This is a genomic window from Streptomyces sp. L2, assembly GCF_004124325.1.
Taxonomy (GTDB): domain Bacteria; phylum Actinomycetota; class Actinomycetes; order Streptomycetales; family Streptomycetaceae; genus Streptomyces.
In genome coordinates this window covers 1,163,889-1,181,283 of record NZ_QBDT01000001.1, presented here as the reverse complement: position 1 = coordinate 1,181,283, position 17,395 = coordinate 1,163,889, and the positions used below count along the sequence as shown (strand labels likewise).

The following is a 17,395-nucleotide window of genomic DNA, read 5'->3' as shown; positions in this document are numbered from 1 at the left end:
GGACGCCGTGGTCAGGTGGCGGCGTCCGGGCCCTCGGTCCTCTGGGGAGTTGCCGGTGGGAGGCGGGGTCAGCAGGGGCCGAGGTCCTGCCAGACGCCCCACTCACCGGTGGTGCCGGGCTCCTCGCCTGTCGTCCACCACTTGGCCTTCCAGGTGTGGCCGTTGTGCGAGACCTGCTGGCCACCGGTGTAGATCTTGCTCTTGTCCCACGGGGCGGCCGTGCACTGGTTGCCGGTGCCGCCGGTGACGGTCAGCGAGTAGGTCGCGGAGTGGCTGCCGGAGTCGCCCGCGCCGGTGACGGTCACCGTGTAGGTGCCCGAGGGCGTCGCCGAGGTGGTGGCGAGGGTGAGCGTGGAGGAGCCGCCCGCCGTGACCGAGCTGGGGCTGAGGGAGGCGGTGACACCCTGCGGGGCCCCGCTGACGCCGAGCTTCACGCTCTGGGCCTTGCCCGACGTGACGGCCGTCTTCACCGTGGCGGTGGCGGACTTCCCGGCGGTCACCGTGCCCGAGGACGGGCTGAGCGCGACCGAGAAGTCGTTGGCGGGGGTGGTGGTCCCGCCGGTGAACGGCTCGAAGGTGTGGCTGAAGTCCCAGGTGTTCTGCTCGATGCCGGAGCAGTTGTCGGCGGCGGCACCGCCCGCGCACCCGCCGTTGTCCCGCTGCAGGGCCCAGAACGACAGGGTGTTGATGCCCTTGGCGACGGCCCAGTCGTAGACCGTCTTCGCGTTGGCCAGGCTGAAGGTCTCGGCCTTGCCGAAGTCGTCGACGCCGGGCATCTCGGTGACGCCGACCATGCTCCACAGCTGCGCGGTGCTCTTGTCCGGGTACAGGCCGGCGAGCGTGTCGACCAGGCCCTGGGCTGCGGTCTCGGTGTCCTGCGCCATGTCGTGCGGCTGGTTGTCGTAGTAGTCGAACGTCATGAGGTTCACGACGTCGACCCGGGTGCCGTTGCTGACCGCGTTGCGCAGGAGCGCCTCGCCGGTGTCGCCGAGGCCGTGGGTGGTGGTCGGCAGGGTGTACGAGAACTGCACCGTGCGCCCGTTGGCGGCCGCCCAGTCCTCGACCATCTTGATGGCCTTGTTGCGGCGGTCGATGCCGGCGGTGTTGTTCAGCGAGTCGACCTCGACGTCCATGTCGAGCCGCGAGATGTCATAGGTCGTGATGACCTTCTCGTAGGCGGCGGCGATCTGCGAGACGTCGGTGCAGCTGTCGGCCAGTTCGGTGCCGGTGGTGTCGGCCGTGTATCCGCCGAACGAGGGGATGACGTCGCCGCCGTTGCCCTGGATGGTCCTGATGTCGGAGCCGAACGTCGAGGAGGCGACCGGCATACCGGTGTCGCCGTTCCAGTACGGCGTGCAGGAGCCCTGGGAGGCGGTCTGCAGGAACGCCATCGTCAGGTGCTTGGCGCCGGACTGCGCGGCCAGGGCGGCGGGGCTCTCGCCCGTCCAGGCCTCGAAGTACGGGGCGAAGACGTGGTTCGGCAGCGGCGTCGCCGCCTGCGCGGTGCCGGTTCCCGTGACGGCGAGGCCCACCGCGGCCGCCGCGGTGGCGGCTGCGGTGAGGGTCGCACGGAAGGAACGCATGAGTCTCATGTCAGTCCAGGTGTGAGGTGGGGGTGGCCAAGTGCCCGGCATCGGAGGGATGTTGATGCTTCTGGAATAGCGGTCATCCATGAGCCGGGTCAATGGTCTGGACCAAGATGGGACTAGACCAATTCCGGAACCGGTCGGACTCTGCACCTGGACAGGGCTGTTCTGGGTGGACTAGACCACTCGGGGCCGAGGGGGACGGTCAGAGCCAGTCCCGCCGCTTGAAGATCAGGTACAGGGTCCCGCACACGACGCCCATCAGCCCGATCGCGAAGGGGTATCCGAAACTCCAGCTCAGCTCCGGCATGTCCCGGAAGTTCATGCCGTAGATCGTGCCGACGAGCGTGGGCGCGAAGAGGATCGCCGCCCAGCTGGAGATCTTCTTGACCTCCTCGTTCTGCTCGAACCCGGCCTCCGCGAGCGCCCGCATCTCCGCGTTCTGCTGCTGGGTGACCAGGGTCGCGTTGACGGTGAGGATCTCGGTGAGGGCCTGCCGGAAGCCGTCGACGCGCTCGCTGATGTGCGTGACGTGGTCGGCGACGTCCCGCAGATAGCGCTGGAGTTCCTCATGGGTCTCGTACTTGGCGAAGCCGGCCATCAGCGCGTGCAGCATGCCGACCAGCGGGCGGGTGGCCCGCTGGAACTCGACCGTCTCCCGCGACAGTTCGTAGATCCGGCGGGAGACCTCGGGGTCGCCGCGGAAGACCTCCGTCTCGATCTCGTCGATGTCGTTCTGCACGCCCGCGACGACCGGCGCGTACCCGTCGACGACCGCGTCGAGGATCGCGTACAGGACCGCCTCCGGGCCGAGCGCCAGCAGTTCGGGCGAGTCCTCCATACGGCGGCGGACCGCGGACAGGTCCGGGGCGGAGCCGTGCCGGACCGTGATGAGGAAGTCGGGGCCGACGAAGACGTGCAGCTCGGCGAAGGCGACCTCCTCGGGCGCGTCGAGATAGCGGGCCGCGCGCAGCACGACGAAGAGGGTGTCGCCGTAGCGCTCCAGCTTGGGGCGCTGGTGCGCCTCCATGGCGTCCTCGACGGCGAGGGGGTGCAGGCCGAACTCCTCAGCGAGGGTATGCAGTTCGGAAGCCGGGGGGCGGCTGAGTTCGATCCACTCGGTGGGACGCCGTGGGCGGGGGAGGGCGGGGTCGGCGCCGTTGGTTCTGGCGTTGCCCGGGGCGCTTTCCGTGGGACGCTCGGGCATGAGGTGCCTCTCGGTCGAGCCCGCGGTGTGATCGCGGCCGGTATGAGGAGGATAGCCATCCGCACCGCCGGGCGGGACGGTACGTCGGCCGCGGGCCGGTCGGGGTTCGTCGCGCAGTCCCGCACCCTCCTGGTCGGGGAGGGGCGTCTACAGTCGCCCCATGGAACTGCGGCAGCTCAGCTACTTCGTCGCCGTCGCCGAGGAGTTGCACTTCGGGAGGGCGGCCGAGCGGCTGCATATCGTGCAGTCGGCGGTCAGTCAGCAGATACAGCGGCTGGAGCGGGAGCTGGGTGCCGAGCTGTTCGACCGCTCGCCGCGCCGGGTGCGGCTGACCGGGGCGGGGGAGCGGCTGCTGCCCGAGGCGCGGGCGGTGCTCGCGGCGGCCGACCGGGCCAGGGCGGCCGTGGCGGCGCCGGCCGGACTGCGCCTCGGCACCTGCACCGGGCTCGGCGCCCACTTGGACCGGGTGCTCGCCGCCTTCGCCGCACGGGCGCCGGACGTGCCGGTCGACCTGGTCTCCCTGCCGGTGTCCGAGCGGCTGGCCCGGGTCGCCGTCGGCGGACTGGACGCCGCGTTCGTCCGGGCGGCCGAGCCGCCGCCCGGCGTCCGGGTGCTGCCGCTGTGGCCCGATCCGCTGGTCGCCGCGGTCCCCGCCACGCACCCGCTCGCCACGCGGCCCGAGATCGACCTGGCGGACCTGGCCGGGCTGCCCCTCGCCCTGACCGCCCGCCGCGACAACCCCGCCCTGGTCGACCTGGTCGTCGGCGCCTGCCACGACGCCGGGTTCGAGCCCGTGCCCGCGGCGGTCAACGGGTCCCTGCAGAACACCCTGGCCACCATCGGCGCCCGCCCCCTGTGGACGGTCGTCTACGCCTCCCACGCGCGCGTGCTGCACACCCCGCGCGTCGCCTACGTGCCCTTCCGCGCGCCCGGCCTGGCCCTCGCCACCGGCCTCGCCGTCTCCGCCACCGACCCCACCCCGCACCTGGAGGACCTGCTGACGGCCTGCGGCGATCACGAAAGCTGATCGCTGCGGTCGCCGACTGGCCCTTGGTCCCGGACGCGTCCCGCGATGGACTGGACCCACCGAGAAGGAGCGCCGGGCAACGGCCGATCAAGGGAGTGCAGTCATGCCGATCGTCACCATCCAGCAGGGCCCCCGTGACACCGAGCTGAAGCGGGACCTGGTCAAGCGGGTCACCGACGCGTTCGTCGACGCGCTCGCGGTCCCCGCGGAGTCCGTGCAGGTGTGGATCCACGAGGTCCCCGCGGACAGCTGGGGCGTGGCCGGAAAGCTCACCACCGACCGGTAGCCGCACCGCCGACCGGTAGCCGCACGAGCGCGGGCCCCGGACGGGGGACGGGGCCCGGGCAGGGGCCGGCACATGGATAGGGAGGCGTTGCGGGCCGCTCGTGGTGGCTCGCAACGCCCCCCTGGCATCTACCTGAGGGGTGCTCAGGTGTCCTTCTTCCGGGTTACGAGCCGACCTGCTCGGTCACCAGGTCCGAGAAGGCGGCCAGCCGGGTGTACACACCCGGGTAGCCCGCCTCCGCGCACCCCTCGCCCCAGGAAGTGATCCCTGCCAGGACGCCCCCGACAAGCAGGGGACCGCCGCTGTCGCCCTGGCAGGTGTCTACGCCGCCGGACGTGTATCCGGCGCAAACCATGTCGGACTGGACGAAGTCCGAACCGTAGGCGCTCCCGCAGCCGGCGTCGGCCACGACCGGGACGGTCGCGGTCCGCAGCTGGTTGGAGGAGCCGCCGTTCTCCGAGGTGGTGCCCCACCCGAGGATCCGGGCGGTGGTGCCGGCCGCGTACACCCCGGTGTCCGAGGAGGACACGTACTTCGCGGCCGTGTACGGCATCGACGACGCCAGGGTGATGACGGCCACGTCGTCGCCGTTGGTGGCGTCGGTGTAGTCCGGGTTCACCCAGATCCTGCTCACCTTGGCGACGGTGCCGTCGGTGCCGTTGAGGTAGGTGCGGCCGCCGACCACGCGGACCCCGTTCGGGCTCTCGCCGACCATGCAGTGCGCGGCGGTGACGACCTTCGTGGGGGCGACCAGGGTGCCGCCGCAGAACTGGTTACCGGCGGCGTCGGTGATCTGCATCATGAACGGGTACGCGGCGGTCGTGGTGGTCGTACCGCCCACGATGGGCTGGGGTGCGGCGGTCGCCGTGGGGGAGGCGATCAGCGCGGTGGCCGCGGCGGCGGCCGTCGCCACCAGTGTCGCGGCGAGTGGTCTGGCACGTCTGGTCCCGAACATGCGTCTCCTCGTGGGGGTTGCCGGTGGGGGTCTCGACGGGGTGAGCACGGGGGTCGCGGGACCGACCCCCGTGTGCCCGGGCGAGCGGCACGCTCATTAAGCTAGGACCCGAACTCCCGCCTCCCAATGAGGGAACCCCCTAGGGGGGCCGGGGGAGGGAAAACCCTCGGTCTGCGGCCCAGTCAACAAGGACCCGCCTCAGTCCGCGCGGCGACCTGCCGCCAATCGGACGATGTCGACCCGCGACCGGATCCCCAGCTTGCGGTAGACGCGGGTCAGCGTGGCCTCCACCGTCTTCACACTGACGAACAGCCGGGCCGCGATCTCCCGGTTGGTGGCGCCCTCCATGACCAGCGAGGCGACCTGACGCTCCATCGACGCCAGGCCCTCCAGGGCGTCCGGGGCCTGCGGCGCCGGCAGCGCCGGATCCGGCTCCCGGGGGGTGAGTGCCTCGTCCACCTGGCGCAACCACGGCAGCGCCCGGCAGCGGCGGAACAGCCGGGTCGCCTCGTCGTACGCCGCCGCGCGCCGCGCGTTCGGCTCGGCGGGGCCGGTGCGCAGCCGGGCCAGCGCGAACGCGGCCCGCGCCTCCTCCAGGCCGTAGCCGAGCTTGCCGAGCCGGTCCTGAGCGGAGGTCAGCCGCTCCACGGCGGCCTCCTTCTCGCCCCGGGCGGCCAGCACCAGGCCCTCGGCCCGGTCCAGGACGCCGAGGACGCTGTCCCGGCCCAGCCGCAGCGCGTGCTCGCGGCTCGTGTCGATGACGTCCTGCGCCTCGTCGGGTTCACCCACCCGGACCAGTGCCTCGGCCAGGTCGGCGTGCCAGCGGCCGCGTGCCGGGTCGGTGACGCCGAGGTCCAGCTCCAGCCGGCGCACCCGGCGCAGCGAGCGGACGGTGCCGGCCGGGTCGCCGGCCACCAACTGGGCGTGGCCGAGGGCGGCCAGGGCCCGGGAGAGGTACATCTGGTCGCCGTCCTGCCCGGCGTGCTCGACGGCCTCCCGGGCGAGGGCCAGGGCCCGGTCCACGTCCCCGCCGGCGGCCTCGGCCAGCGAGGTGAGCATCGCCGAGGCGGTCTCGCCGATCCCGGAGTCGCGGGCCAGGCGCAGCCCCTCGTGGGCGAGTTCCAGGGCGCGGCCGCAGTGCCCGGCGTGCAGTTCGGTCTCGGCGAGGCAGCGCACGAAGTGCACCTCGCTCTCCACCGAGCCGCGCCGGCGCACCTCGCGCAGCAGCCCGGTGACCGTCGCCCGGGCCTCGGACAGCTGGTCGCCCATGATCTGCCAGCGGAACCGGGCGCTGACCGCGCCGTTGTGGTGGCAGGCCACCCCCGGGTCCTGGGGCTCCTTCAGGGCGCGCTGGATCGTCTGCGGGGCCTCCGGATGGCCCATCAGGGTCTCGGTCTGGGCCTGGAAGGCGAGCGCGAGGAGTTCGGTGCGCCGGTCGGCGCCCCGCGCGGCCAGTCCGGCGGCGTGCGCGGCGGCCTCGCGGGCCTCGGTGAAGTCGCCCTGCACGATCAGGGCCCGCCAGGCCAGCTGGTAGTGGACCAGGGCGAGCAGCCGCGGGTCGTCGCCGGCGTCGGCGAGGGCCTGCGGGAAGGCGGCGTCGACCTCGGCCATGGTGTGTCCGGCGGTGTCGATGACGATGATCCAGGCCCGCACCCGTTCGGCGGGCACGGTCGTCCGGGTCAGCACCTCGCGGGCGATGTCCCGGGCCAGGTCGACCTCGCCGGCGGTGATCGCGTCCTCGGCGGCCTGCAGCCGCCGCTCCTCCGGGCCGGGCGCGGTGCCGGCCGGGCTGTGCCGGGCGGCGAGCAGCCCCAGCTGGGCGGCGACCGAGGGTGCGCCCCGGTCCCGGGCGAGGGCCGCGGCCTCGGCGAGCCGGGCGGCCACCTCGGGGTCGGTGCCGGTGGTGGCGAGGGCCAGGTGCCGGGCCCGTTCGATGGGGTCGAAGGCCGCCGTGGACAGGGCGGCGTGCGCGGCCCGGCGTTCCTGGGCGGGCGTCTCGGCGTAGAGCGCGGCGGAGATCAGCGGGTGCGCGAACCGGATGGCCTGGCCCTCCGCCTCGGGGGCCAGCAGCCCGAGTTCGGCGGCCTGGGCGCACTCGGCCTCGGCGTTGCCCCGGCCGGCCGCGTGCAGCAGGGCGGCGGTGGGGCGGGCGCCGGCACTGGCCACCAGCAGGGTGCGGCGGGCCTCCACCGACAGCATGTCCAGCCGGCTGAGCACCAGGGCGCGCAGCGAGGTCGGCACCGGCAGCGGCTCGCCCGGCCGGGGCGGGGTGGGGCTGTCGGCGAGGGCGCGGCCCAGCTCCAGGGCGAACAGCGGGTTGCCGCCGCTGGTGCGGTGGATGTCGCGGACCGTGGAGCGGGGCAGTCCGCCGTGGCCGCGGTGGTCGAGGAGCTGGGCGACCTGGGCGCGGGAGAGCGGGCCGAGGCGGACGGAGAGGGTGTCCGGCGGGCAGGCACGCAGGTGGCGGTCGTACTCCTGGCTCTCCTTGCTGACCGTCCGGGTCGCGCACAGCAGCTGCACCGGGGTGCCGCCGAGCCGGCGGGCGGCGAAGCCGAGCAGTTCGGCGCTGGCCGGATCCAGCCACTGCAGATCGTCGGCGACGACCAGGACGGGACCCTCGGCGGCGAGCGCGCGGAGCGCGGAGAGCACGGCGAGGCGCAGGGCGAGGCCGTCGCGCTGGAGGCTGGACTCGCCGCGGCCGGTGAGCGCCGACTCCAGGGCGGTGCGCTGGGCGGCGGGCAGCCCGGGGCTCACCTCGTCGAGGACCAGGCCGAGGAGGTCGGCGAGGGCGAGGAAGGGGAGGTGCGATTCGGACTCGGTGGCCGAGCAGCGCAACACCGTCCGGGCGGTGGCGCCGTATTCCTCGGCCAATGCCCGCAGGACCGTCGATTTCCCAATTCCGGCGGGGCCGTGGAGCAGCACGCTGCCGCCGGCGGCGAGCTGGTCGCGGGCGCCGGTGAACAGTTCGTCGCGGCCGATGAGCAGGTCGGGGCGGCATCGGGCAGGCTCCTGGAAGTCCCGTCGCACGGTCACCGCTCCCCTCGTGTCGTGTCCGGGCCAAATTCTAGGCAACGATCCTGGAAACCCGGACGGAAGCCGTGGTGAGGGAAATAACAAACGGTCAAAGAAAGTCGAATTCAGCGCGCTACCCGCATCAACCGGAAGGGTTCCTTACCGCCGCGGGGCACTACGGCAGCAGCCCCGCCCGGCGGGCCGCCGTCACCGCCTCCCCTCGCGTGTGGGCGCCCAGCTTCCGCATCGCCGAGCGCAGATAGCCCTTCACCGTCTCCGGGCGCAGTCCCAGCCGTTCGGCCACCCCCGCGTTGGTGGCGCCCGCCGCCACCCAGGAGAGCACGTCCAGCTCGCGCGGCGCCAGACTCGCGCCGCCGGACCGGCGCTCCTCGGCCAGCAGCCCGCACGCCGCGAGGAGTTCGGCCCGCAGTTCGGGGTCGGCGATCCGCGGGGCCAGGGCGCGCAGCGCAGCATGGGCCTCCCGCACCTGCTCCCGGGCCGCCCCCGCCCCCGGCTCCGGCCGTGCTTCCGGCACCGCCCCGGCGGCCCCGGCACCCGCCGCCGACACCAGCGCCCGCGCCTCGTCCCGCACCACCAGCGCCTGCTCCACGTCCCGCGCCGCCGCCACCGCCGCGCCCAGCGTGCGGTCGCCCAGCGGCTGCGCCGCACGGAGCGCGCCGTACAGCACCCCGCGCACCCGGCGCCGCACCACCACCGGCACCGCGAGCACCGAGCGGATGCCCTCCGCGGCCACCGGCGCGTCGTACTCGTGGCTGATCTGGCGGGAACCGGCGTAGTCCGTGACCGCGCACGGCCGGGCCAGCGCCACCGCCCGGCCACCCAGCCCGTTGCCGGAGGTCACCGCGAGCGCGCTGAGCGAGGCGGTGTGCGTGCCGCTCAGCTCGCTGATGCGGATCTGCGGCCTGCCCGCCTCGACCAGCCCGCCGAAGGCGACCGGGAGACCCGTCCCGCGCCGCAGCCGGGCCAGCGCGCTCCGTATCTCCACCGCCGCCACGCCGTCTGCTGTCACCTGTTCACCCCTTCGACGCGGCCCGTGCGCGGTCCACACCCCCGTTCGGGGGTAGTGAGACATGCATCACGGATTAGACGATGCCAGAGAGCCGCCCGGCAATGGTCCGGAACAGGGGAGTGAGCCGGGGCGTGCGACGGGCGGAGCGTGCGCGCAGGCGCACGGCCCAGGAACGAGGAGGACGGATGACGACGGCGACCGAGCAGTTCCGCACGGCGCGGGACTTCCTGCTGGAGCACCGCGAGGACTACGCCACCGCCCGCGCGGGCTTCAGCTGGCCCCGGCCCGAGCACTTCAACTGGGCGCTGGACTGGTTCGACGCGATCGCCGACGGCAACGACCGGACCGCCCTGCACATCGTCGAGGAGGACGGCACCGAGGTCCGGCTGTCCTTCGCCGAGATGTCCGAGCGCTCCGACCGGGTCGCGAACTGGCTGCGCGCCCGGGGCGTCGGCGCCGAGGACCGCGTCCTCGTCATGCTCGGCAACCAGGCCGAGCTGTGGGAGACCGCGCTGGCCGCGATGAAACTGCGCGCGGTCGTCATCCCGGCGACCCCGCTGCTGGGCCCGGCCGACCTGCGCGACCGGGTGGACCGCGGCCGGGTGAAGCACGTGATCGTACGGGCCGAGGACACCCCCAAGTTCGACGACGTCCCCGGCGCCTACACGCGGATCAGCGTCGGCGGACTGCCGGCGGAGGGCTGGGAGCCGTACGAGGACGCGTACACGGCCCCCGCCGGGTTCGTGCCCGACGGGCCGACCCTCGCCGACGACCCGCTGATGCTGTACTTCACGTCCGGCACCACCGCCCGCCCCAAGCTGGTCGAGCACACCCACAGCTCCTACCCCATCGGCCACCTGGCCACCATGTACTGGATCGGCCTCAAGCCCGGCGACGTCCACCTGAACATCTCCTCGCCCGGCTGGGCCAAGCACGCCTGGTCCAACCTGTTCGCGCCGTGGAACGCGGAGGCGACCGTCTTCATCCACAACTACACGCGCTTCGACGCCGCCCGCCTGATGGCCGAGATGGACCGCTGCGGCGTCACCACCTTCTGCGCCCCGCCGACCGTGTGGCGGATGCTCATCCAGGCCGACCTGACCCAGCTCGCCACCCCGCCCCGCGAGGTCGTCGCCGCCGGCGAACCGCTCAACCCCGAGGTCATCGAGCAGGTCCGGCGCAGCTGGGGCATCACCATCCGGGACGGCTTCGGACAGACCGAGACCGCCGTACAGGTCGCCAACAGCCCCGGCCAGCCGCTGAAGACCGGCTCCATGGGCCGCCCCAGCCCCGGCTACACCGTGGAACTCCTCGACCCGGTGTCCGGCGCGCCCGGCGCCACCGAGGGCGAGATCGCCCTGGACCTCTCCGACCGGCCCGTCGGCCTGATGACCGGCTACCACGGCGACCCGGACCGCACCGCCGAGGCCATGGCGGGCGGCTACTACCGCACGGGCGACGTCGCCTCCCGCGACGACGAGGGGTACCTGACCTACATCGGGCGCAGCGACGACGTCTTCAAGGCCTCCGACTACAAGATCAGCCCGTTCGAGCTGGAGAGCGCCCTGCTGGAGCACGAGGCGGTCGCCGAGGCCGCCGTCGTCCCGGCCCCGGACGAGCTGCGGCTCGCCGTGCCGAAGGCGTACGTCGTCCTCGCCGAGGGCTGGGAGCCCGGACCCGGCACCGCCAAGGCGATCTTCGAGCACTCCCGTGAGGTGCTCGCCCCCTACAAGCGCGTCCGCCGGCTGGAGTTCGGCGCGCTGCCCAAGACCGTCTCCGGCAAGATCCGCCGGATCGAGCTGCGCGAGGCCACGGCCGCCGGCTCGGACGACGAATACCGCGAGGAGGACTTCCGGTGACCTCGGAACAGGCGACGGCCCCGCTGTCGTACACGCACGGCACGGGCAGCACCGCGCTGCTCGGCGACACCATCGGCGCCAACCTGGACCGGGCCGTCGCCGCCTGGCCCGGCCGCGAGGCCCTGGTCGACGTGCCCACCGGCCGGCGCTGGACCTACACCGCCTTCTCGGCCGAGGTCGACCGGCTCGCGTACGCGCTCCTCGCGAGCGGCGTCGCCAAAGGCGACCGGGTCGGCATCTGGGCGGTCAACTGCGCCGAGTGGGTGCTCGTCCAGTACGCCACCGCCCGCGTCGGCGCCATCATGGTCAACATCAACCCGGCCTACCGCACCCACGAGGTCGAGTACGTCCTGAACCAGGCCGGGATCTCCCTGCTGTTCGCCTCCCTCAGCCACAAGAGCAGCGACTACCGCGCCATGGTCGAGGAAGTGCGCGGCCGGTGCCCCGGGTTGCGGGAGACCGTCTACATCGGCGACCCGTCCTGGGACGAGTTCACCGCGCGCGGCACGGACGACCGGCGCGAGGAACTGCGGGCGCGCGAGGCCGAGTTGTCCTGCGACGACCCGATCAACATCCAGTACACCTCGGGCACCACCGGCTTCCCCAAGGGCGCCACCCTCTCCCACCACAACATCCTCAACAACGGCTTCTTCGTGGGCGAGCTGGTCGCCTACAGCGAGCAGGACCGGATCTGCATCCCGGTGCCCTTCTACCACTGCTTCGGCATGGTGATGGGCAACCTCGCGGCCACCTCGCACGGCGCCTGCATGGTCATCCCCGCCCCGTCCTTCGAACCGAAGGCCACCCTGGACGCCGTCCAGCAGGAACGCTGCACCTCCCTGTACGGCGTACCGACCATGTTCATCGCCGAGCTGAACCTCCCCGACTTCGCCTCCTACGACCTCACCTCGCTGCGCACCGGCATCATGGCGGGCTCCCCCTGCCCGGTGGAGGTCATGAAGCGGGTGGTCGCCGAGATGCACATGGAGGAGGTCTCCATCTGCTACGGCATGACTGAGACCTCACCCGTCTCCCTGCAGACCCGCATCGAGGACGACCTGGAGCACCGCACCGGCACCGTCGGCCGCGTCCTGCCCCACCTGGAGGTCAAGGTCGTCGACCCGGCCACCGGCGTCACCCGGCCGCGCGGCACGGCCGGAGAGTTGTGCACCCGCGGGTCCAGCGTGATGCTCGGCTACTGGAACGAGCCCGACAAGACCGCCGAGGCCATCGACCCCGGCCGCTGGATGCACACCGGCGACCTCGCGGTCATGCGGGAGGACGGCTACGTCGAGATCGTCGGCCGTATCAAGGACATGATCATCCGCGGCGGCGAGAACATCTACCCGCGCGAGATCGAGGAGTTCCTCTACGGCCACCCCAAGATCCGCGACGTCCAGGTGGTCGGTGTGCCGCACGAGACGTACGGCGAGGAGGTTCTCGCCTGCGTCATCCCGCTCGACCCCGCCGACCCGCTCACCCTGGAGGAGCTGCGCGCCTACTGCGCGGGCCGGCTCGCCCACTACAAGGTGCCGAGCCGGCTCCAGGTGCTGGAGTCCTTCCCGATGACGGTGTCCGGGAAGGTCCGCAAGGTCGAACTGCGCCAGACCTACGGCGGCTGACGGGGCGCCGGCGCCGGTCAGCGGGTGAGCAGCGCGGGGGAACTCGCGTCGTGGACGAGCAGGCGCGGCCTTCCGGAGCCGTCGGCGGGGACGGACCACACGTCCCAGCCGCCGCCGTGCCGGGGCAGGCCGTACATCACCGTACGGCCGTCCAGCCAGGCCGCCTGGTCGTCCACGCTGCGCGGCTCCGCCAGCGGGGTCTCCCGCATCGTGGCCAGGTCCAGCACGTACAGCCGCCACGGGCGCTGCGCGCTGGCGCTCACCCGCTTCTTGAACACCAGCCGCGTGCCGTCCGGCGACAGCGACGGGCACTCCACGTTCCGCCGCACGGTGTGCGCGGTCCACTTCTTGTAGTCGCCCTTGACCAGGTACGTACGGCCCCCGGTGCGGACGGTGGCGTAGAACGTGCTGTCGTCGGACGCGAAGGTGACGCCCCAGTAGTTGACGTCGGCCGCGTGGTACGGCCGGCCCTCCAGGGTCAGCGGGATGCCCTCGATGTTCGGCACCGCCCGGCCGGTGCGGGTGTCCAGGACGCCGGTGCGGGTGGAGAAGTCGTCGCGGAGATAGGAGTCGCCGCGCACGAACATCGTCCAGGACAGCATCCGCCCGTCGGCGGAGACCCGGGCCCGGTTGGGGAAGCCCCCGGTGCGCAGCCGGCGCAGCGTGCGCAGGTCCGGGTCGAGCGCGGTGACCTCGGTGCCGGGGACCGGCCCGGTGCGCTGCAGGCAGACACCGGTGCCGTGGGCGGCGTACACCCGGTCGCAGCGCAGCCGGCCGAGGGTGCGGGCGGCGCCGGGGTGGCCGGCCGGCACGGTGGCGATCCGGCCGAACCCGGCGCCGGGCGCGGTGTTGCGGAACAGCAGCCGGCCGGCCGAGTCCAGCCGGATCCGGCCGCCGGGCGCCGCGTCGTCGCTCTCGCGGGCGTGCCACACGTACCCGGTGGCGAGGATGGCCGCCACCAGGACGGCGGCCAGCAGGGACACCAGACGGGTCCGGGCGGTCATACGGCGTGCTCCTCGTCGGTGCGGTGGGGGACAGGGGCGGGCTGGTCCGGCGCGGGCTCGTGCTTCCAGGGCAGGATCCACACCGCGAGGGCCAGGGCCACGGCCAGCGCCGTCACGGCCAGCGCCAGCGCGGTGGTCAGGCCCCACAGGGTCCAGCAGGCGCCGAACAGCACCGAGGACGCCAGCGCGGACGCCGACTGCGCGGTCTGGATCAGGGACAGCCCGCCGGCCCGCAGCCGGGGCGGTACGAGCGGGCCGACGGCCGCCATCAGCACCCCGTCCGTCGCCGCGTAGAACACCCCGTGCAGGGCGAGGACGGCGGCCACGAGCGGCAGCCGGGCCGCCGGGGCGAGCAGCAGCAGGCAGGCGGCGAGCAGGGCCAGGTGCCCGGCGGCGTAGACCCGCAGCCGCCCGAACCGGTCGGCGAGCCGGCCGAGCGGTACCGCGAGCAGCAGATAGGCGCCGGCCGTGCCGAGCGGCAGCAGCGGGAACAACTCCTCGGGCACGCCGAGCCGTTGCTGGAGCAGCAGATAGACGAACGAGTCGCCGAGCACCACCGCGCCGAGCACGACCGCCGCGAGACCCACCCGCAGATAGGCGGGCCGGCGCAGCAGCCCGAGCACGTCCCGCAGGCCCGCCGATCCCGGATCGCGCCGTTCCTCCTTGGCCGGCCGCTCCCGGACCAGCAGGCCGAGCATCACCACGCCGACGGCGGCGACGAGGAAACTCGTCACGAACACGGTGTCGTAGCGGCCGGGGGTGAGCAGCAGCAGGCCGAACGCCACCAGCGGGCCGAGGAACGCGCCCGTGGTGTCCATCGCCCGGTGCACCCCGAAGGAGCGGCCCAGCGTGGCGGGCGTGCTGCTCAGCGAGATCAGCGCGTCCCGGGGCCCGGTGCGCAGCCCCTTGCCGGTGCGGTCGGCGGCGATCACCGCGCCGAGCACCGGCACCGACGAACCGGCCGCGAGCAGGCCCAGTTTGCACACCGCGGACAGGGCGTAGCCGGCGCCCGCGACCAGTTTGCGGCGCAGGGTGCGGTCGGCCAGCTGGCCCCCGGCCACCCGGACCAGGGCGGTCACACCGACGTACATGCCGTTCAGCGCGCCGAACTGCAGCGGGCTCAGGCCGAGCGTGAACATCACGTACATCGGCAGCACCGCGGTCACCATCTCCGAGGAGATGTCGGTGACCAGGCTGACCGAGCCGAGCGCGAGCACGGTGGGGGCGACGCCCCTCTTCCCGGCGCCGGGCGGCGACACGGGGGTCGCCGCCCGGCTGGACGATATGTACATCCGTCAGCCGTCGATCTCGTACGGGTCGCCGTAGACCTTCCAGCGCAGCGGCGGGTTCAGCTGGAGGTTTCCGTCGTCCAGGAACACGCGCTGCTCGGTGTCGACCCTGCTGGTGTCGCTGTGCGCCTCCTCCTGCTCCATGGCCCACTTGCGGGCGTCCAGGAAGGCGTTGAGGTACGTCACCTCGTCACCACCCTGGGCCGGGGTCTTCGCGTTCCGCATGGCCCGCGCGCGGATCCCGCCGAAACTGGTGTCGTCGTCGCCGGGGCCGTGCATCACGATCGCGTCGTAGTAGATGAACTGCCCCAGTGTCTGCACGCCGTCGGCCTTGGCCTGCTCGACCGCCGGGTCGAAGTACACCCGGTCGCGCTCGTCGTCCTGGGCCTTGCGGAAGACGCTGTCGCCGGCGGCCTTGTGCCAGTCGCTGACGAAGGCCGAGCCGAGCCCCGCGTGGGAGTCGCTGCCGTTGACGTCCCTGAGCGCGGGCAGGTACTTGGCCAGGACGTTGCCGGGCTCCAGGTCGGTGTAGTGCTCGACGAGGTCGAGCATGTCACCGGTGCCGGAGCAGAACCCGATGATGCCCGCCGTGTAGCCGCGGCCGTCGCCGATGTCCTCGATGTACGTGTACTGCGCCTTCCAGTCCAGCGAGGAGTTCTCCGCACTGGAGACCAGCTCCATCGCGATCTCCTTCTTGGCGGGGTCGTTCAGGTCGCCCCCGGAGGTGGGCGGCGGCGGTGTGGTGGTGCCGCCGGTGCCGTACACCTGAAACTCGTAGAGCGAGTAGCCGTACGACGTGCCGCGCTGCGTGCCGTACATGCGCACGTAGCGGCCGTGCCCGTGCACCGTCAGGTCGTCGGTGCCGCCGTTACCGCTGGTCGTGGAGTACACCGTCGACCAGGTGGAGCCGTCCTGCGAGGTCTGGATCCTGTAGGCCTTGCCGAAGGCGGCCTCCCAGCTCAGCTTGACCCGGCTGATGTCGGTGTCGGCGCCCAGGTCGACCGAGATCCACTGCGGGTCGGAGCCCTCCTTGCTGGCCCACCGGGTACCGGAGTCGCCGTCGACCGCCTTGGCGCCGGTGAGGCCGCTGCTCTCGGTGGAGGAGGTCTTCGTCGGCCGGTTCGCCGCCAGGTTGGTGCCGTCCGTGGGCGGCGGGGTGGTGCCGCCGGTGTCCCAGACGTCGGTGAGCGGGTCGCGGTCGGCCGCCGAGCCCAGCGCCGGCAGCCCGTGCATGTCCTCCAGCGTCCGCAGCAGCGAGTACAGGTCGCCGCGCTTGGTGGAGGTGTAGCCCTGCTTGACGTGGGCGCCGACGATCACCGTGGGGATGTGGTTGACGTCGTCGTCGCTGTCGTCCTCGTCCCAGGTGACGACGAGCGCGCTGTTGTGCGTCTTCGCCCACTGGACGTAGCCGTCGAGGTGGTCGCGCAGCCAGTCGTCGCCCTCGCGCACGGTGCCGTCGTGCATGTCGTCGTCGAGGTTCGGGGTCACGAACGCGACGTCGGGCAGCTTGGCGTAGTCCGACGGGAAGCGGTCCATGCGCAGGTTGGACGAGGCCGGGACGTTCTTGAAGTCGACCCAGCCGTTGTGCTTGCGCGCGTAGCCGCTGTCGCCGTCGTCGCCGCAGTCCTTCGAGCCGTCGGCCGGCAGGTCCTCCGAGTAGCCGGTGAACGAACCGCCGTGGGTGAGGAGCTGGTTGCCGAGGTTGTCGGAGGAGAAGTCGTGCGGGCAGTCGTCGTCGGCGATGCCGTGGGTGGAACCCGAGAACAGCGCCACGTAGTTGCCCTGGCTCGGGTGGGTGATGCCGTGGAAGTCCTTGAACGAAGCTCCCTGCTTGGCAAGGGAGTTGATGTAGGGGGCGGACGAGGAGTCCATGACGTCCTCGTAGTACTTGTTCTCCTCCATCACGACCACCACGTGGTCGAGGCGGGGGATGCCGCCGGCCGTCACGGAGGCGGCGCCGGGCGCCGGGTCGGCGGCGGCCGGGGACGCGCCGGCCGCCGCGGTCAGGCCGAGCACGGTCAGCGCCATGCTGGTGCCGGCCGCCAGGGCGGCACGCCGCCCTGGCCGGGAGCGGAGCCGGGAGCGGGAAGGCGTCATGCTGATCTCCTTGGAGAGGGGCGTAGAAGGCCCTCGGGCAACAGAGGTGAGCAACGCCTGGGCGACTTGCGGCACGCAGTGGTCAGGTGCGCGCAACAGGCTGGAGGTGCGGCACGTACGGCTGCACGGCGGACCGTGATCGGCGCCGTGCGGCGGCACGTGCTCGGTGACACGGCATACGACCGCACGCGGCCGGGGCACCGGGCATCCGTGGAGCCGTGGATGCGGTGAGCGCGTCGGGTTCGGAACGTCCGCGCCAGGCCGCCGCTGGCATTGGTACGCCCCGGCGCGAGGCGCTGTCAACGGTATGGACGGATCCCGTCCGCGGCCTTGACGGCCCGCCGTGACCTCCTTACTTTGCTCTGTTAGGAAAGTTTCCTAATCGCAGTCCGCGGTTCACATCGCAGGCCACGTCGCAGTC

General features: G+C 72.8%; 11 protein-coding genes and 2 pseudogenes. 4 read left to right on the top strand and 9 right to left on the bottom strand.

Annotated elements, in window-relative coordinates:
* Positions 1-68: 68 nt before the first annotated feature.
* Positions 69-1,592 (bottom strand): chitinase, encoded by a 1,524-nt coding sequence (locus DBP14_RS05080; RefSeq protein ID WP_129305843.1) that lies wholly within the window; start codon positions 1,590-1,592, stop codon positions 69-71.
* A gap of 199 nt (positions 1,593-1,791) precedes the next feature.
* Positions 1,792-2,793, bottom strand: a complete 1,002-nt coding sequence (locus DBP14_RS05075; RefSeq protein ID WP_241740806.1) for a magnesium and cobalt transport protein CorA — start codon at positions 2,791-2,793, stop codon at positions 1,792-1,794.
* Between the two features lie 160 nt (positions 2,794-2,953).
* Here DBP14_RS05075 and DBP14_RS05070 point away from each other — a divergent pair, with 160 nt between their 5' ends.
* Both DBP14_RS05070 and dmpI read left to right on the top strand, forming a co-directional pair.
* Positions 2,954-3,820 (top strand): LysR family transcriptional regulator, encoded by an 867-nt coding sequence (locus DBP14_RS05070; RefSeq protein ID WP_129305842.1) that lies wholly within the window; start codon positions 2,954-2,956, stop codon positions 3,818-3,820.
* Positions 3,821-3,923: 103 nt separating this feature from the next.
* Complete coding sequence (gene dmpI, locus DBP14_RS05065; RefSeq protein ID WP_129305841.1) at positions 3,924-4,106, top strand: 4-oxalocrotonate tautomerase DmpI; 183 nt, start codon at positions 3,924-3,926, stop codon at positions 4,104-4,106.
* A gap of 163 nt (positions 4,107-4,269) precedes the next feature.
* Here dmpI and DBP14_RS05060 read toward each other — a convergent pair whose 3' ends face one another.
* The 3 genes from DBP14_RS05060 to DBP14_RS05050 form a co-directional block, all read right to left on the bottom strand.
* Entirely contained in the window at positions 4,270-5,061 is a 792-nt protein-coding gene (locus DBP14_RS05060) for a serine protease (protein ID WP_129305840.1), read from the bottom strand.
* A gap of 198 nt (positions 5,062-5,259) precedes the next feature.
* On the bottom strand, positions 5,260-8,094 hold the full coding sequence (locus DBP14_RS05055) for a helix-turn-helix transcriptional regulator (protein ID WP_206739203.1): 2,835 nt from the start codon (positions 8,092-8,094) through the stop codon (positions 5,260-5,262).
* A gap of 154 nt (positions 8,095-8,248) precedes the next feature.
* Complete coding sequence (locus tag DBP14_RS05050; RefSeq protein WP_129305839.1) at positions 8,249-9,103, bottom strand: helix-turn-helix transcriptional regulator; 855 nt, start codon at positions 9,101-9,103, stop codon at positions 8,249-8,251.
* Between the two features lie 185 nt (positions 9,104-9,288).
* Here DBP14_RS05050 and DBP14_RS05045 point away from each other — a divergent pair, with 185 nt between their 5' ends.
* Both DBP14_RS05045 and DBP14_RS05040 read left to right on the top strand, forming a co-directional pair.
* Positions 9,289-10,962 carry an AMP-binding protein gene (locus DBP14_RS05045; protein ID WP_129305838.1) on the top strand — a complete coding sequence of 558 codons (1,674 nt, stop codon included), beginning with the start codon at positions 9,289-9,291 and terminating at the stop codon, positions 10,960-10,962.
* A complete protein-coding gene (locus tag DBP14_RS05040; protein WP_129305837.1) occupies positions 10,959-12,584 on the top strand; it encodes an AMP-binding protein in 1,626 nt (541 codons plus the stop codon). The genes DBP14_RS05045 and DBP14_RS05040 overlap by 4 nt, the downstream gene beginning before the upstream one ends.
* Positions 12,585-12,601: 17 nt before the next feature.
* Here the strand turns inward: DBP14_RS05040 and DBP14_RS05035 are convergent, their stop codons facing one another.
* From DBP14_RS05035 to DBP14_RS36655, 4 genes and pseudogenes are all read right to left on the bottom strand, one after another.
* Positions 12,602-13,588, bottom strand: a complete 987-nt coding sequence (locus DBP14_RS05035) for a PD40 domain-containing protein (protein ID WP_164992251.1) — start codon at positions 13,586-13,588, stop codon at positions 12,602-12,604.
* The gene (locus DBP14_RS05030) at positions 13,585-14,880 is read right to left on the bottom strand and encodes an MFS transporter (protein ID WP_129305836.1); all 1,296 of its coding nucleotides are present in this window, start codon (positions 14,878-14,880) and stop codon (positions 13,585-13,587) included. Before DBP14_RS05030 ends, DBP14_RS05035 begins: the two co-directional genes overlap by 4 nt.
* Positions 14,881-14,883: 3 nt before the next feature.
* Positions 14,884-15,588 (bottom strand): annotated as a pseudogene (locus DBP14_RS36660) (chitosanase); the annotation flags it as partial.
* Between the two features lie 72 nt (positions 15,589-15,660).
* Positions 15,661-16,749 (bottom strand): annotated as a pseudogene (locus tag DBP14_RS36655) (alkaline phosphatase family protein); the annotation flags it as partial.
* Positions 16,750-17,395 lie beyond the last annotated feature (646 nt).

Bases quoted from the DNA above. Each gene is read 5' to 3' on its own strand.
- dmpI (WP_129305841.1), top strand. From the start codon at position 3,924: ATGCCGATCGTCACCATCCAGCAGGGCCCCCGTGACACCGAGCTGAAG.
- DBP14_RS05060 (WP_129305840.1), bottom strand. From the start codon at position 5,061: ATGTTCGGGACCAGACGTGCCAGACCACTCGCCGCGACACTGGTGGCG.
- DBP14_RS05070 (WP_129305842.1), top strand. From the start codon at position 2,954: ATGGAACTGCGGCAGCTCAGCTACTTCGTCGCCGTCGCCGAGGAGTTG.
- DBP14_RS05035 (WP_164992251.1), bottom strand. From the start codon at position 13,588: ATGACCGCCCGGACCCGTCTGGTGTCCCTGCTGGCCGCCGTCCTGGTG.
- DBP14_RS05030 (WP_129305836.1), bottom strand. From the start codon at position 14,880: ATGTACATATCGTCCAGCCGGGCGGCGACCCCCGTGTCGCCGCCCGGC.
- DBP14_RS05075 (WP_241740806.1), bottom strand. From the start codon at position 2,793: ATGCCCGAGCGTCCCACGGAAAGCGCCCCGGGCAACGCCAGAACCAAC.
- DBP14_RS05080 (WP_129305843.1), bottom strand. From the start codon at position 1,592: ATGAGACTCATGCGTTCCTTCCGTGCGACCCTCACCGCAGCCGCCACC.
- DBP14_RS05045 (WP_129305838.1), top strand. From the start codon at position 9,289: ATGACGACGGCGACCGAGCAGTTCCGCACGGCGCGGGACTTCCTGCTG.